This is a genomic window from Vibrio natriegens NBRC 15636 = ATCC 14048 = DSM 759 (assembly GCF_035621455.1).
In the GTDB taxonomy this organism is placed as follows: Bacteria; Pseudomonadota; Gammaproteobacteria; order Enterobacterales; family Vibrionaceae; genus Vibrio; species Vibrio natriegens.
The window spans coordinates 466789-482024 of record NZ_CP141822.1 but is presented as its reverse complement, the minus strand read 5'-3'; the positions used below and the strand labels follow the sequence as shown (position 1 = coordinate 482024).

Annotated in this window: 10 protein-coding genes; 8 read left to right on the top strand and 2 right to left on the bottom strand. The window is 47.1% G+C overall.

Going from position 1 to position 15236, the window contains the following annotated elements; genetic code table 11:
* Window positions 1-366: 366 nt before the first annotated feature.
* The 8 genes from gltB to VER99_RS02195 all read left to right on the top strand — a co-directional run bounded on the left by gltB (window position 367) and on the right by VER99_RS02195 (window position 11073).
* Window positions 367-4830, top strand: coding sequence for a glutamate synthase large subunit (gltB, locus tag VER99_RS02230; RefSeq protein WP_020335901.1), 4464 nt, complete (start codon window positions 367-369; stop codon window positions 4828-4830).
* A 21-nt stretch (window positions 4831-4851) separates the two neighbouring features.
* On the top strand, window positions 4852-6264 hold the full coding sequence (locus VER99_RS02225; protein ID WP_014230821.1) for an FAD-dependent oxidoreductase: 1413 nt from the start codon (window positions 4852-4854) through the stop codon (window positions 6262-6264).
* Window positions 6265-6384: 120 nt separating this feature from the next.
* A complete protein-coding gene (locus VER99_RS02220) occupies window positions 6385-6813 on the top strand; it encodes a DUF1499 domain-containing protein (RefSeq protein WP_020335900.1) in 429 nt (142 codons plus the stop codon).
* Window positions 6814-6879: 66 nt separating this feature from the next.
* On the top strand, window positions 6880-7575 hold the full coding sequence (gene mtnN / locus VER99_RS02215) for a 5'-methylthioadenosine/S-adenosylhomocysteine nucleosidase (RefSeq protein WP_014230819.1): 696 nt from the start codon (window positions 6880-6882) through the stop codon (window positions 7573-7575).
* A gap of 30 nt (window positions 7576-7605) precedes the next feature.
* Window positions 7606-8559 carry a cobalamin biosynthesis family protein gene (locus VER99_RS02210; protein WP_020335899.1) on the top strand — a complete coding sequence of 318 codons (954 nt, stop codon included), beginning with the start codon at window positions 7606-7608 and terminating at the stop codon, window positions 8557-8559.
* Complete coding sequence (gene btuF, locus VER99_RS02205) at window positions 8559-9383, top strand: vitamin B12 ABC transporter substrate-binding protein BtuF (RefSeq protein ID WP_020335898.1); 825 nt, start codon at window positions 8559-8561, stop codon at window positions 9381-9383. The genes VER99_RS02210 and btuF overlap by 1 nt, the downstream gene beginning before the upstream one ends.
* A gap of 69 nt (window positions 9384-9452) precedes the next feature.
* A complete protein-coding gene (locus VER99_RS02200; protein ID WP_020335897.1) occupies window positions 9453-10073 on the top strand; it encodes a TRIC cation channel family protein in 621 nt (206 codons plus the stop codon).
* A gap of 130 nt (window positions 10074-10203) precedes the next feature.
* Window positions 10204-11073 (top strand): LysR family transcriptional regulator, encoded by an 870-nt coding sequence (locus tag VER99_RS02195; RefSeq protein WP_014230815.1) that lies wholly within the window; start codon window positions 10204-10206, stop codon window positions 11071-11073.
* On the opposite strand, the gene VER99_RS02190 is transcribed toward VER99_RS02195, so the two are convergent.
* Window positions 11000-11779, bottom strand: coding sequence for a TSUP family transporter (locus VER99_RS02190; RefSeq protein ID WP_014230814.1), 780 nt, complete (start codon window positions 11777-11779; stop codon window positions 11000-11002). The two genes, VER99_RS02195 and VER99_RS02190, sit on opposite strands and share 74 nt — an antisense overlap.
* 208 nt (window positions 11780-11987) lie before the next feature.
* Window positions 11988-15221, bottom strand: a complete 3234-nt coding sequence (gene carB / locus VER99_RS02185; RefSeq protein ID WP_014230813.1) for a carbamoyl-phosphate synthase large subunit — start codon at window positions 15219-15221, stop codon at window positions 11988-11990.
* Window positions 15222-15236: the final 15 nt, after the last annotated feature.

Here is a 15236-nt window from a genome sequence, read left to right as displayed (position 1 = left end):
CCTTCCAGTCTTTTTATTTTGACCAGCATTTTATGCTGGTCTTTTTTATTCCAGCCAGTAGTAAATGTTACTTTATTGTAACAATCAAATTCATATCTAATTGAAATCATTGAATAATTTCAGCCAATTAAATGGTAAATCCCTGATTAGCGTGATTATCCACTAATAACTTGACCTTTTTTACAATAACCTATAGCTTGTGAAGTTGATGAAAATAAAACAGTCAAAAATTGTTAAATATTTCACGCCTTTTATTGAATAAATATACATAAAAACAAAAAAATGACGCATAGTTAGTCATCACTATCAACATAAGCAGTGTTGATGTATCTGTCGGGATGACAGATAAGCAAAGGGAGAATTGCAATGGCTCTTTATGATCCAAGTCTTGAGAAAGACAACTGTGGATTTGGCTTGATCGCTCATATGGAAGGCGAGCAAAGTCACAAGCTGGTTCGTACAGCAATTTCTGCGCTTGACCGTATGACCCACCGTGGTGGTATTGCCGCCGATGGTAAAACTGGTGATGGTTGTGGTCTTCTACTACAAAAGCCCGATTCCTACTTACGCCTAGTCGCTGAAGAAAATGGTTTTAACCTTGGTAAGCAATATGCCGTGGGGATGATTTTCTTTAGCCAAGATCCTATCAAAGCTCAGCAAGCGCGAGAAATCGTTAACAAAGAACTCGCTCAAGAAACTCTGACTGTTGCGGGTTGGCGAGAAGTACCAACAAATTCCGAAGTGCTGGGCCCGATTGCCCTTCACTCTGTGCCAAATATCCAACAGGTATTTATCTCCGCTCCAGCGGGATGGCGCGAGCGAGATATTGAACGCCGTCTATATATAGCTCGACGTCGCATTGAAAAGCAGATCACGGAAGATCCAGATTTTTATATCTGTAGCTTATCAACCCAAGTGTTAGTCTATAAAGGACTTTGCATGCCGGCGGATCTACCGCGCTTCTATCTGGATCTTGCTGATCTTCGTATGGAATCTGCGATTTGTCTGTTCCACCAGCGTTTTTCTACTAACACGCAACCTCGTTGGCCATTAGCCCAACCGTTCCGCTATCTGGCACATAACGGTGAGATCAATACCATTGAAGGTAACCGTCAGTGGGCGAGAGCTCGTGCTTACAAATTCTCATCTCCGCTGTTACCCGATCTGCAAACTGCTGCACCATTTGTTAATGAAACAGGCTCAGATTCTTCCAGCTTAGATAACATGCTGGACCTATTCCTGGCAGGTGGTATGGATATCTTCCGTGCGATGCGCATGCTTGTGCCGCCAGCATGGCAAAACCACCCAGATATGGATCAGGATCTGCGTGCTTTCTACGATTTCAACTCGAAGCACATGGAACCATGGGACGGCCCTGCGGGCATCGTATTATCTGATGGCCGTTACGCTGCATGTAACTTAGATAGAAACGGCTTGCGTCCGGCACGTTATGTGATCACCAAAGACAAGTTGATCACGCTTGCTTCAGAGGTTGGTATTTGGAATTACGCGCCAGATGAAGTGGCGCAAAAAGGCCGTGTAGGTCCGGGTGAACTGCTGGTTGTCGATACCCGAAAAGGTAAATTATGGCAATCAAGCGAGATCGACAACGATCTGAAAAGTCGCCACCCATATCGTGAATGGATGGCGAACAACGTCCGCAAACTAACGCCGTTTTCAGAACTGTCTGAAGATCAGGTTGGTGAACGTAATTTTGATGAAGACTTGCTTAAGACTTATCAAAAGCAATTCGCCATGACCAACGAAGAAGTCGACCAAGTACTGCGTGTTCTTGGTGAAATGGGACAAGAAGCGGTTGGCTCGATGGGTGATGACACTCCGATGGCCGTGCTGTCGTCAAAAGAGCGTCTAGTAACCGATTACTTCCGTCAGAAATTTGCTCAGGTCACCAACCCACCAATCGATCCGCTACGCGAGCAACACGTCATGTCGCTGGCAACCAGCATCGGTCAGGAGATGAACGTCTTCTGTGAAACCGACGGGCACGCACATCGTGTGACGTTCGATTCACCCGTTCTGCTCTATTCGGATATGCAGCAACTGCTGGGATTGAGTGACGATCACTATCGCAATACGATTCTCGATATCAATTACGATCCGGAAGAAAGGGACCTCGAACAAGCCATCAACTTCCTGTGTGATCAAGCGGAACAAGTGGTGCGTGAAGGAACCGTTCTGGTCGTCCTATCTGATCGCGCCTTAGTAAAAGGCAGACTACCAATTCCTGCGGCAATGGCGGTAGGGGCAGTACAAACTCGCCTCGCTAATGCCAATTTGCGCTGTGATGCAAACATTGTCGTCGAAACAGCAACGGCGCGAGATCCACATCAATTTGCAGTACTGCTTGGCTTCGGTGCCACGGCGGTTTATCCATACTTAGCTTATGAAGCGCTAGGTAAGCTGGTTGATGATGGCGTACTAAACAAAGACTACCGCGACGTGATGCAGAACTACCAGTACGGCATCAATAAAGGTCTGTACAAAATCATGTCGAAAATGGGCATCTCGACCATCGCCTCATACCGTTGCTCTCAACTTTTTGAAGCTGTGGGTTTGAGCCAACAAGTCGTAGACCTGTGCTTTAAAGGTGTGACCACTCGAATTGCCGGCGCGAACTTTGAAGACTTCCAGCAAGATCTGACTAACCTTTCCCGTAAAGCTTGGACGAAACGTAAATCACTCGAACAGGGTGGCTTGCTGAAATACGTGCACGATGGTGAATACCATGCCTACAACCCAGATGTTGTCGGTACGCTGCAAACGGCCGTGAAATCAGGCGACATCAATGACTATCATAGTTACGCGAAGCAGGTAAACCAACGTCCGGTTGCGATGCTGCGTGACTTAATGACACTGAAGAAAGCCGATTCCCCGTTATTACTAGATAAAGTGGAACCGAAAAACGACCTGTTCAAACGTTTCGACTCTGCTGCGATGTCTATCGGCGCATTGAGTCCAGAAGCACACGAAGCACTTGCAACCGCGATGAACCGACTCGGTGGTTACTCAAACTCTGGTGAAGGTGGTGAAGATCCTCGCCGTTTTGGTACCGAGCGTAACTCGCGTATTAAACAGATTGCCTCGGGTCGCTTTGGTGTAACGCCACATTACTTAACTAACGCGGATGTGCTGCAAATCAAAGTAGCTCAAGGCGCAAAACCGGGTGAAGGTGGCCAGCTTCCTGGACATAAAGTCACGGCGGAAATCGCTAAGTTGCGTTATTCCGTGCAGGGCGTGACGCTGATCTCCCCTCCTCCTCACCACGATATTTATTCGATTGAGGACTTGGCGCAGCTGATCTTCGACCTGAAACAGGTTAACCCGAAAGCATTGGTTTCGGTGAAGCTTGTATCTGAACCAGGCGTTGGCACTATCGCTACGGGTGTGGCAAAAGCCTATGCTGACCTTATCACTATCTCTGGTTATGACGGTGGTACAGCGGCAAGCCCACTAACCTCGGTGAAATACGCTGGTAGCCCTTGGGAGCTAGGCCTAGCTGAAACTCAACAAGCTCTGGTTGCCAACGGTCTGCGTCATAAAATTCGCTTGCAGGTTGACGGTGGTCTGAAAACCGGTTTAGACGTGGTTAAAGCCGCTATTTTAGGTGCTGAGAGCTTTGGTTTTGGTACCGCGCCAATGGTAGCAATGGGCTGTAAATTCTTGCGTATCTGTCACCTAAATAACTGTGCGACAGGTGTTGCGACTCAGGATGAAACCCTGCGTAAAGAGTACTTCAAAGGCTTACCTGAAATGGTAATAAATTACTTCACTGGTTTGGCTGAAGAAGTACGCGGTCTGCTTGCAGAGCTTGGCGTCGAGAAACTGACTGACTTGATTGGTCGCACTGACCTACTTGAAGCTGTTGAAGGATTCACCGCAAAACAAACCAAACTGGATCTGTCCAATATTCTCGAAGCACCAGTTTCTCCAGAAGGACATCCGCTGTTCTGGACTGAGCCAAATGCACCATTTGACAGAGCAGAGCTGAACCAACGCATCGTTGATGACGCTATTAATGCTGTCAAAGAAGGTCGTTCAGCCAGCTTCTACTACAATGTGATCAACACCGACCGCTCAGTGGGCGCGCGCCTGTCAGGTGAAATTGCAAAACGCTACGGTAACCAAGGGCTGGCGGCTTCACCAATTAAACTGCATCTCGATGGCACTGCAGGTCAGTCATTTGGTGTATGGAACGCTGGTGGTGTAGAACTTTACCTTACTGGTGATGCCAACGACTACGTCGGTAAAGGTATGGCGGGAGGCAAGATTGCCATCAAGCCACATTTAGGTACTGCGTTCAAATGTAATGAAGCGACCATCATCGGTAACACCTGTTTGTATGGCGCAACGGGCGGAAAACTGTTTGCGGCGGGTAAAGCGGGTGAACGCTTTGGTGTCCGTAACTCTGGCACCATCGCGGTCATTGAAGGTGCAGGTGATAACGCCTGTGAATACATGACAGGTGGTATTGTCGCGATTCTTGGTGCGACAGGCGTGAACTTTGGAGCAGGTATGACAGGCGGTTTTGCCTATGTGCTGGATGAAAACCAAAGCTTCCAAGGCCGTGTAAACAACGAGTCGGTTGAAGCCATTTCGCTGTCTGACTTGTATATACATCAAGAACATCTTCGCGGTCTGATTGCAGAGCATTTAGAAGAAACCGGCTCTAGCCACGCAGAGCATATTTTGGCGAACTTTGACGAATGGATTCCGAAGTTCTACTTGGTGAAACCTCAAGCGGCAGATTTGAATACTCTGCTTGGTCACCAAAGTCGTAGCGCTGCTGAACTGCGCGTTCAAGCCCAATAAATCATGGAGGATGTTTGAATCATGAGCCAGAACGTTTATCAATTTATCGATGTTCAACGCGTAGATCCGGCGAAAAAGCCAATTAAAATTCGTAAGATTGAGTTTGTCGAAATCTACGAACCGTTTACTAAACAACAGGCAACGGCACAAGCTGACCGTTGTCTGGATTGCGGTAACCCATACTGTGAATGGAAATGTCCGGTACACAACTACATTCCTCAATGGCTAAAACTGGCCAACGAAGGACGTATTCTGGAAGCGGCAGAGCTGTCACATCAAACCAATAGTTTGCCAGAAGTGTGTGGACGTGTTTGTCCACAAGACCGCTTGTGTGAAGGGTCCTGTACACTGAATGATGACTTTGGTGCGGTAACCATCGGTAACATCGAAAAGTACATCACCGACAAAGCCTTTGAAATGGGCTGGAAGCCGGATATGTCTAAGGTCGAATGGACCGACAAAAAAGTCGCCATCATCGGTGCTGGACCAGCGGGTTTGGCGGCTGCCGATATTTTAGTCCGTAACGGTGTAAAGCCTGTAGTGTTTGACCGTTACCCAGAGATTGGCGGTCTGCTGACCTTTGGTATCCCTTCTTTCAAACTCGAAAAAGGGGTGATGGAAAATCGCCGCCGCGTTTTCACTGAGATGGGCGTCGAGTTCCGCATGAACGTAGAAGTCGGTAAAGACGTGCAGATGCAAGAACTTATCGATGATTACGATGCAGTCTTCCTGGGTGTAGGTACCTACAAAAACATGCGTGCCGGTTTGGAAAATGAAGATGCACCGGGTGTTTATGACGCTCTGCCATTTTTGATTTCCAACACCTATAAAGTGATGAACCTGAAAAATAGCCAGCCTTATATCGATATGGCCGGTAAAAAAGTCGTGGTACTCGGTGGTGGTGATACCGCAATGGACTGTGTACGTACTTCTATTCGTCAGGGTGCATCAAACGTAATCTGTGCGTATCGTCGTGACGAAGCCAACATGCCGGGCTCACGTCGAGAAGTCAAAAATGCCAAAGAAGAAGGCGTGAAATTCATGTTCAACCTTCAACCTCTGGGACTAGAAGTCAACGCATCGGGTAATGTAACTGGCGTGAAAGTGGTGAAAACAGCACTTGGTGAGCCAGATGAAGCAGGCCGACGTCGTCCTGAGCCTGTTGAAGGTAGTGAGCATGTTTTAGCTGCTGACGCTGTGATCATGGCATTTGGTTTCCAACCGCATCAAATGGATTGGTTAACACCTTTCAATGTTGATCTTGACCAGTGGGGCCGAATTAAAGCGCCTCTGAAGCAAGAGTTTCAGTACCAAACCAGTAACGAAAAAATCTTTGCTGGTGGCGATGCGGTACGCGGATCAGACTTAGTGGTAACCGCGATTGACGAAGGTCGAAAAGCAGCCGAAGGTATCCTCGACTACCTGGACGTCTAACGTTCAACACGTTAAATCTCTCAAAAGGACCCGATTATTGGGTCCTTTTTTCTTTTATTACATATAATTACATAACAAAAAATTTTAACGACTAAATTCCTACCACAAGGAATCAATACCATGAAAAAATTCGCTCTCCTTTCTATCGTTCTTTTCAGCTTAACCGCGTGCAGCCAAGGAGTACCAACCATGACCGATCGCTCTCAAACACCATGTGGTAATAAGCCAAATTGCGTATCCACCCAAGATTCTCGTGAAGAGCACTACCTTGAACCTTTCCTGCTGACAGAGTCCGCAACACTCGATGCGATTGAGCAAGCGGCTCTCAAACTGCCGGGGGCAAAAACGGCGGTCAAAGAAGGCGATTACCTACGTATTGAATGTACTTCCAAAATCATGCGCTTTGTTGATGATCTTGAGCTAAAAATTAGTGACGATAAGCTCATCGTTCGCTCTGAATCGCGTATTGGCTACTCCGATTTTGGCGTCAACAGAAAGCGAGCAAAACAATTACGCACTGAACTCTCTGACGCAGGGCTCATCAAATAGAAAACTGACTCTGGTGAGTGTTATACTCTCGCCCGAATGAATATTTTATTACCCAAAGAGAGTGTTATGAAAGTTGGTATCATCGGCGCGATGGAACAAGAAGTGACCATCCTGAAAGAAGCAATGACAAACTGCCAGACGGTTAACAAAGCAGGCTGTACGTATTTCTCTGGTCAAATTAACGGTGTAGATGTAGTACTTCTGCAATCGGGCATCGGTAAAGTAGCCGCTGCTGTGGGTACGACTATCTTACTTGATGAATACCAACCTGACGTTGTAATCAACACGGGCTCTGCTGGCGGTTTCGACTCCAGCCTGAACCTCGGTGATGTGGTCATCTCAACTGAAGTTCGTCACCACGATGCAGACGTAACAGCATTCGGCTACGAAATAGGCCAAATGGCTGGCCAACCTGCGGCATTCAAAGCGGACGAAAAGCTGATGGAGCTGGCAGAAAAAGCATTAGCTAAGATGGAAAACAAACACGCGGTACGCGGCCTTATTTGTACTGGTGATGCTTTCGTTTGCACCGCTGAACGTCAAGCATTTATCCGCGAGCACTTCCCATCAGTGATCGCAGTAGAGATGGAAGCATCAGCAATTGCTCAGACTTGCCACCAGTTCAATACGCCATTTGTGGTGGTACGTGCCATTTCAGACGTAGCAGACAAAGAATCACCAATGAGCTTCGAAGAGTTTTTACCGTTAGCGGCGAAAAGCTCCTCAGAAATGGTGTTCAAAATGCTAGAGCTAGTAAAGTAAGTCGAGTCGGTTAAATAAATCGAACCATTCATGGAAGAAACTTTTCAGCAACTTTACGCCAATGGTGCGCTCCTTGTCATGTGGGGCGCACTGTTGTTTCACCTCGTTTTACCTATCCCTCACTCCGCTCATCCTTTCACTTTATGGCGAAAAATAGCAGAGCAGCTGACCATAAAGGTGAACCGACATCATAGCTATTCGCAAAGCATACTGGCAGGCTGCCTTTCCATTCTCATCATGATATTGCCTTGTTTGGTGCTTTTGATTGCGTTAAAGCCTCTGGTATGGAAAGCGCCACTATACGAGTTAGCATTATTGCTGCTCGCGTTAGATTGGCGAAGCAGCGAGAGGTTAACCAAACAGCTCGTTAGCGCTATGTCCAATGAGGACAAACCTTTATGTCGCCAACGATTAAAACCGTACCTCAATCGTGATACAAACAGCCTTTCTCTGTTAGGGATAGGAAAAGCGGGAGCGGAAACGATCATTATGGGCTACGGCCGAAATGTTGTCTGTGTTCTGTTCTGGTACGCACTTGCAGGTGGTATTGGTGCTTTCCTCTACCGACTTATCGCAGAGCTTGCACGTACCTGGTCACCAAGCCGAAAACAATACTCACCATTTGGCAAACCCGCCATTCAACTTCTCGCTGCACTTGAAATCATCCCGTTGCGCTTGTTCGCTCTGTTTATCGCATCTGGGAAGAGTTTGTCTGCTGTGATGAGCGGAATAAGCCAACAAGCACAATCCTGGCCGTTACCCGGACCAGCGTGGTTACTATGTAGCGTCGGGAACAAGTTACAACTCTCTTTAGGTGGCCCAGCTATTTATCAGGGAACACGAGCAGAGCGAGCTAAAATAGGTGGGCGTATTGCGCCGTCTGCTATACATCTCGCGCAGATCCAAGCTCTCTTGGTTTGGCGTATTTTTGCTTGGATTGTTATCCAAAGCCTTCTTCTAGGACTGATTTATCAAGGATTATGATGTCTAAAATTGCCGTATCAATTTCAATTTTGTTTTCATCAATCGTACTGGCTAACGAGCCAGCGCAACGTGTAATTAGCTTAGCTCCACACGCAACCGAGATTGCCTATGCTGCTGGGCTTGGGGACAAATTAATCGCAGTAAGCGAAATGAGCGACTACCCTGAACAAGCGAATAAGCTGGAGAAAGTCTCCAATTACCAAGGAATAAAGCTCGAACGTATCATTGCGCTTCGTCCGGATTTGGTCATTGCCTGGCCTTCAGGTAATCCAGCCAAAGAATTGGAAAAGCTCGCTCAGTTTGATGTACCCATTTATTACTCTACTTCCAGCTCACTGATGGACATCGCCAACAACATCGAACAATTGAGTCAGTACAGCGAAAATCCACAAATAGGTCAGAAAGCCGCTGATGACTTTCGAACCCAGTTAAATGTTTTGAAAGACAAATACAACACCGAAGACAAGGTCCGTTATTTTTATCAGCTCAGTGAAAAACCAATCATCACGGTCGCAGGAAAAAACTGGCCGAGTGAAGTGTTTAGCTTTTGTGGCGGCGAAAACATATTTTACAGTGCGGGCTCTCCCTACCCTCAGGTCAGCATCGAGCAAATCATCACTCGCCAACCAGACGTCATTTTTACTTCGCGTCATGCAATGAGTAGTGACGGGATGTGGTCTGAATGGAAGAATGAAGTGCCTGCTTTAAAAGATGGACATATTTGGTCATTGAATGCTGACTGGATTAACCGTCCGACACCGAGAACACTTAACGCCATCACAGAAGTGTGTGATTACTTTGAAAGCGTACGCCAAAAACGCTAACGTTTTCGTGGCAAATACCGTACAATTTGCGCCCATTTTTTATCACTTTGCTTAAAGGTACCAAGTAACATGGACTCCATGCTGCTTTACATGATCGACTTATTCGGCACTGCTATATTCGCCATTTCAGGTGTATTACTGGCTGGCCGGTTAAAGATGGATCCATTCGGCGTGATTGTACTCGGTAGCGTCACCGCTATTGGTGGTGGAACAATCCGAGATATGGCACTGGGTGCCACACCTGTATTTTGGGTCACTGACCCGACCTACCTCTGGGTTATCTTTATCACCTGTCTATTAACCATGTTGATAGTCCGCCGTCCCAAGCGCCTTCCTTGGTGGGTTTTGCCCGTTTGCGATGCTATTGGTCTTGCTGTCTTCGTCGGTATCGGAGTAGAAAAAGCCCTGGCTTATAATGCTTCAGGAATGGTCGCTGTGATTATGGGCGTGATAACCGGATGTGGTGGTGGCATCATACGTGATGTACTGGCGCGAGAGGTGCCGATGGTACTGAGGAGTGAAGTGTATGCAACAGCCTGTATTATTGGAGGGATATTCCATACAACCGCGATTGCAATGGGCTATGACCACTCAACAGCGCTGATCGCTTGTGTAAGTTCAACATTGATAATCCGTCTTGGTGCGATCCGCTGGCACTTGTCTTTGCCTACGTTCGCCATCAATCGTTAACTCCCCTTCTCCAAGAACACTTTTAAGAGCCGGTCGTAACATCGGCTCTTTTTATTTGTCCTGTTATGCTCGCTTACTGTTCTATATTTGGTTAAATTAGCTCTACTATTCCTCATTTTCATCAATTGGTATGTTACTAGAAGGCATTGAGACGTTACTTGTTCTGAGTAGAGAAAAAACCATGAGCCGAACTGGCAGTCAGTTGTACATTAGCCAGTCTGCGGTGAGTAAACGTATTGCCAACCTGGAAAAGAAAATCGGGAAAAAGCTTATTGAGCCAAGCGGCAGGCACATCAAACTGACCTCAGATGCACTTGCACTCATTGCTACCATTGAACCAACCTTCAACGAGTTAATCGGTCAAATCCACGATCAACAAGTGCTCGAAGATACGTCGCTGATTAAGCTAGATTGCTCTGAAACGTTAGTTGCGGGCTATCTGAGTTTGATCATGGAAGAGCGATTTTCAGACGATCCCTATCTGCGCATCTCCACCAACCATACGCCAAGAATCATAGAAAATGTAAAGTCAGGCAAAGCAACGCTTGGGTTCTGTGCCGGCTATTTACCCCCTCATCACGGCCTGATGAGCTTTCACCTCGCCGATGAGCCTTTCTCGATCATTAGTAAACATCCACTGACCACTTTACCAACAGCAGTGCTGACTAATGATTTGAGTAATCCGGCCAATACTTATCAGCAAGCAATTCTGTCTAAGTACAATATTGAACCCATCATGGAAATGGACTCCTATACCGCAGCGGCACAATTAGCATTAGCGGGTATGGCACCCGCTTTGATTCCAAAATCCATCATCAACACACTCAAAATCGACGAAAAATACCGCTTTGAGTTCGAACAGCTAGCGCATCTTATCCGCCCAATTCACGTTTGCCTGCGCCATAACACCTATCGAAACCAACGGGTTAAAACACTGATAGAATCCATTGCTGATGTTGTTGCCAAAGAAGTTTTAGTGCCATCAACATCGACATGGTGATCACTAGGGGACGAATCCACTTTTGTCCCTTCGTCACTACCACCTTTGCCCCAAGTTGAGCACCAATAAAACCACCAACAGCCATAGTTAAGCCTATCTCCCATACGGGCAGACCAGCTAGTACAAAAAACAACAGTGCTGCAATATTAGAAGTGAAGTTGAGGATCTTGGTCCGTGCGGTAGCATCAACTAAAGAGAAATGGCCGAGAACAACAAAACAAACCGTAAAGATAGACCCGGTTCCAGGGCCAAAGAATCCGTCATAAAAACCTACGCCACCACCGATACAAAGCGCAAACATTGCCTCTGAAATCCTTGGTTCGCCGCCTGTTTTTTTCGTTGTTGGCGCAAGTAAAAAATAGAGTGAAATAGCAATGAGAAGGACCGGAATTAAGCTGGTCAGCACGCCGGCATCGACAAATTGCACCGCCTCAGCGCCAATTGCAGAACCAACAAAAGTACACAAGATAGCAATGCGCATCTCTTTTAGGCTGACGATGCCATTGCGCACAAAGTACCAACTCGCGGAAAAACTACCGAATGAGCTTTGCAGTTTGTTCGTTGCTAACGCCTGAGTCGGGCTAAGCCCTGCAGCCAGTAACGCAGGAAGTGTCAACAAACCGCCTCCACCCGCCATAGCATCAATAAAGCCTGCTGCAGATGCTACAACAAACAGTGCGACTAAAACCTCAAACGTGATTTCCACTTATGCTTCCTTGTCAATGAGATACCAAAAGGAAGGCAACGGTAGCATTAATCAGACTAAGCGCAAAAGGAAAGGCAAGATACCAACCTATTCCAGATTTTCATCAATTGTAATTGCGTACGTCAAAAATAAAAAAGCCCGCTCGAATGAGCGGGCAATGAGGTTGTCATATAAGCTCTCATTAACGAGCTTACTGATTTTTTATCTATTACGCTTCTAGACTCGCTTTCACTTTAGCGTGTAGCTCTTGAACAGAAGTCACAGACGCTTTTGCATCAGCTGTGTGAGACATACACGTAGCGAACGCTGCGTTCAAAGTCGTTGTGTAGTTCACTTTCTCAGCTAGGGCACCGCGACGCAGAACTTTCGAATCTTCAATTGCTTGACGACCTGCCGCCGTGTTCACGATGTAGGTGTATTCGTTGTTCTTAATACGGTCAAGAATGTGAGGACGACCTTCGTGTACTTTGTTTACTAGACGAGGGTTGATACCCGCTTCGCCTAGAATCACAGCTGTACCGTGTGTCGCATCCAACTGGTAGCCTAGTTTCACTAGCTTAGAAGCCAGGTCAACCACACGCTCTTTATCGCCTTCACGTACTGATAGTAGCGCACGACCACCTTCAGGGTAAACGCTGCCACAGCCTAGTTCTGCTTTTGCATAAGCTTCTGCAAACGTTGCACCAACACCCATTACTTCACCTGTTGAGCGCATTTCTGGGCCCAATAGTGGGTCAACACCAGGGAATTTGTTGAACGGTAGAACCACTTCTTTCACTGAGTAGTAAGGAGGAATAATCTCTTTAGTAAAGCCTTGCGACTCTAGAGATTGACCCGCCATTACACGTGCAGCGATTTTCGCTAGTGGTGCGCCTGTAGCTTTCGAAACGAATGGTACCGTACGCGCAGCACGAGGGTTAACTTCGATTAGGTAAACGTCGTTGCCTTTCACTGCAAACTGCGTGTTCATCAGACCGCGTACACCTAGTTCAAATGCTAACTTCTCAACTTGCTCACGCATCTTATCCTGGATTTCCTGGCTTAGCGTGTAAGCTGGAAGTGAACATGCTGAGTCACCTGAGTGAACACCTGCTTGCTCGATGTGCTCCATGATACCGCCGATAACAACACGCTCACCATCACAGATAGCGTCGATATCAACTTCAGTTGCATCATCAAGGAAACGGTCTAGAAGAACTGGAGACTCGTTCGATACGCTTACCGCTTCGTTGAAGTAGCGACGTAAGTCTTGCTCGTCGTATACGATTTCCATCGCACGGCCACCTAGTACGTAAGATGGACGAACAACCAATGGGAAGCCGATTTCTTTAGATTTCTCAACCGCTTGCTCCATCGTTGTAACGGTAGCGTTTTGTGGTTGAAGAAGGCCTAGACGCTCAACAGCAGCTTGGAAACGCTCACGGTCTTCTGCACGGTCGATTGCATCAGGGCTAGTACCAATGATTGGCACGCCAGCCGCTTCTAGTGCGCGAGCCAGTTTAAGTGGCGTTTGACCACCGTACTGAACAATCACACCTTTTGGCTTTTCAACGCGAGCGATAGACAGTACGTCTTCCAGCGTTACTGGTTCGAAGTACAAACGGTCAGACGTATCGTAGTCAGTAGATACCGTTTCTGGGTTACAGTTAACCATAATAGTTTCGTAACCGTCTTCGCGTAGTGCTAGCGATGCGTGTACACAACAGTAATCGAATTCGATACCTTGGCCGATACGGTTTGGACCGCCGCCAAGAACCATGATCTTGTCTTTGTCTGTTGGGTTTGCTTCACACTCTTCATCGTAAGATGAGTACATGTAAGCCGTGTCAGAAGAGAATTCTGCTGCACACGTATCCACACGTTTGTAAACCGGGTGAATGTCGAACTGTTCACGAGCGCGACGAATTTCGCTTTCAGCAACACCAAGTAATTTAGACAGGCGAGCATCAGAGAAGCCTTTGCGCTTAAGTTGACGAAGAACGTCTTTGGTCAAGCCCGCGTAACCGCCAGCTTTCACTTCTTCTTCTAGTTTCACTAGTTCTTCAATTTGAACCAGGAACCAGCGGTCGATGTTAGTCAGGTTGAAAACACCATCAACAGACATGCCCGCACGGAATGCGTCAGCGATGTACCAGATACGCTCAGCGCCCGCTTCTTTCAGCTCGTGACGAATCTTAGTCAATGCATCTGGCGCTTCTAGGTCAACCATCTCATCAAAGCCAGTCGCGCCAACTTCTAGGCCACGTAGAGCTTTGTGAAGAGATTCTTGTTGGTTACGACCAATCGCCATCACCTCACCAACTGACTTCATCTGTGTTGTCAGACGGTCGTTAGCACCTGCAAATTTCTCGAAGTTAAAGCGAGGAATCTTAGTTACTACGTAGTCGATAGTTGGTTCGAATGATGCTGGAGTTGCACCACCAGTGATGTCGTTTTGTAGCTCGTCCAGAGTAAAGCCAACAGCCAGTTTCGCTGCAATCTTAGCGATTGGGAAACCCGTTGCTTTCGACGCTAGAGCAGAAGAACGAGATACACGTGGGTTCATCTCGATGATAACCATACGGCCATCTTTTGGGTTGATACCAAACTGTACGTTTGAACCACCTGTTTCCACACCGATTTCACGCAGAACCGCTAGCGATGCGTTACGCATTAGCTGGTATTCTTTGTCAGTCAGTGTTTGTGCTGGCGCTACTGTGATTGAGTCACCCGTGTGGATGCCCATTGGGTCGAAGTTTTCGATTGAACATACGATGATACAGTTGTCCGCTTTGTCGCGAACTACTTCCATTTCGTACTCTTTCCAACCGATTAGAGATTCATCGATAAGCAGTTCGTTAGTCGGAGAAAGATCCAGACCACGACGACAGATTTCTTCGAATTCTTCTTTGTTGTAAGCGATACCGCCACCAGTACCACCCATCGTAAATGATGGACGGATGATACAAGGGAAGCCAACCATGTCTAAAACTTTGTAAGCTTCTTCCATGCTCTTCGCAGTATCTGCGCGAGGACACTCAAGGCCGATAGACTTCATTGCTTTATCGAAACGAGAACGGTCTTCCGCTTTATCAATCGCGTCAGCGGTTGCACCAATCATTTCTACGCCGAACTCTTCAAGAACGCCGTGCTTCTCTAGATCAAGAGCACAGTTAAGCGCAGTCTGACCACCCATTGTCGGTAGAACCGCATCTGGACGCTCTTTTTCGATGATCTTGCGTACCACTTCCCATTGGATTGGCTCGATGTAAGTCGCATCAGCCATCTCTGGGTCAGTCATGATTGTCGCAGGGTTCGAGTTAACCAGAATAACTCGGTAGCCTTCTTCACGAAGTGCTTTACACGCTTGTGCGCCAGAGTAGTCAAACTCACATGCCTGACCGATAACAATCGGACCAGCACCAAGAATTAGAATACTTTGAATGTCAGTACGTTTTGGCATTATCTACTACTCCGA

Coding starts and splice junctions, on each gene's coding strand:
- btuF (WP_020335898.1), top strand. CDS start 8,559: ATGTCTAAAATTGCCGTATCAATTTCAATTTTGTTTTCATCAATCGTA.
- VER99_RS02220 (WP_020335900.1), top strand. CDS start 6,385: ATGAAAAAATTCGCTCTCCTTTCTATCGTTCTTTTCAGCTTAACCGCG.
- VER99_RS02195 (WP_014230815.1), top strand. CDS start 10,204: ATGTTACTAGAAGGCATTGAGACGTTACTTGTTCTGAGTAGAGAAAAA.
- VER99_RS02210 (WP_020335899.1), top strand. CDS start 7,606: ATGGAAGAAACTTTTCAGCAACTTTACGCCAATGGTGCGCTCCTTGTC.
- VER99_RS02225 (WP_014230821.1), top strand. CDS start 4,852: ATGAGCCAGAACGTTTATCAATTTATCGATGTTCAACGCGTAGATCCG.
- VER99_RS02200 (WP_020335897.1), top strand. CDS start 9,453: ATGGACTCCATGCTGCTTTACATGATCGACTTATTCGGCACTGCTATA.
- mtnN (WP_014230819.1), top strand. CDS start 6,880: ATGAAAGTTGGTATCATCGGCGCGATGGAACAAGAAGTGACCATCCTG.
- gltB (WP_020335901.1), top strand. CDS start 367: ATGGCTCTTTATGATCCAAGTCTTGAGAAAGACAACTGTGGATTTGGC.
- carB (WP_014230813.1), bottom strand. CDS start 15,221: ATGCCAAAACGTACTGACATTCAAAGTATTCTAATTCTTGGTGCTGGT.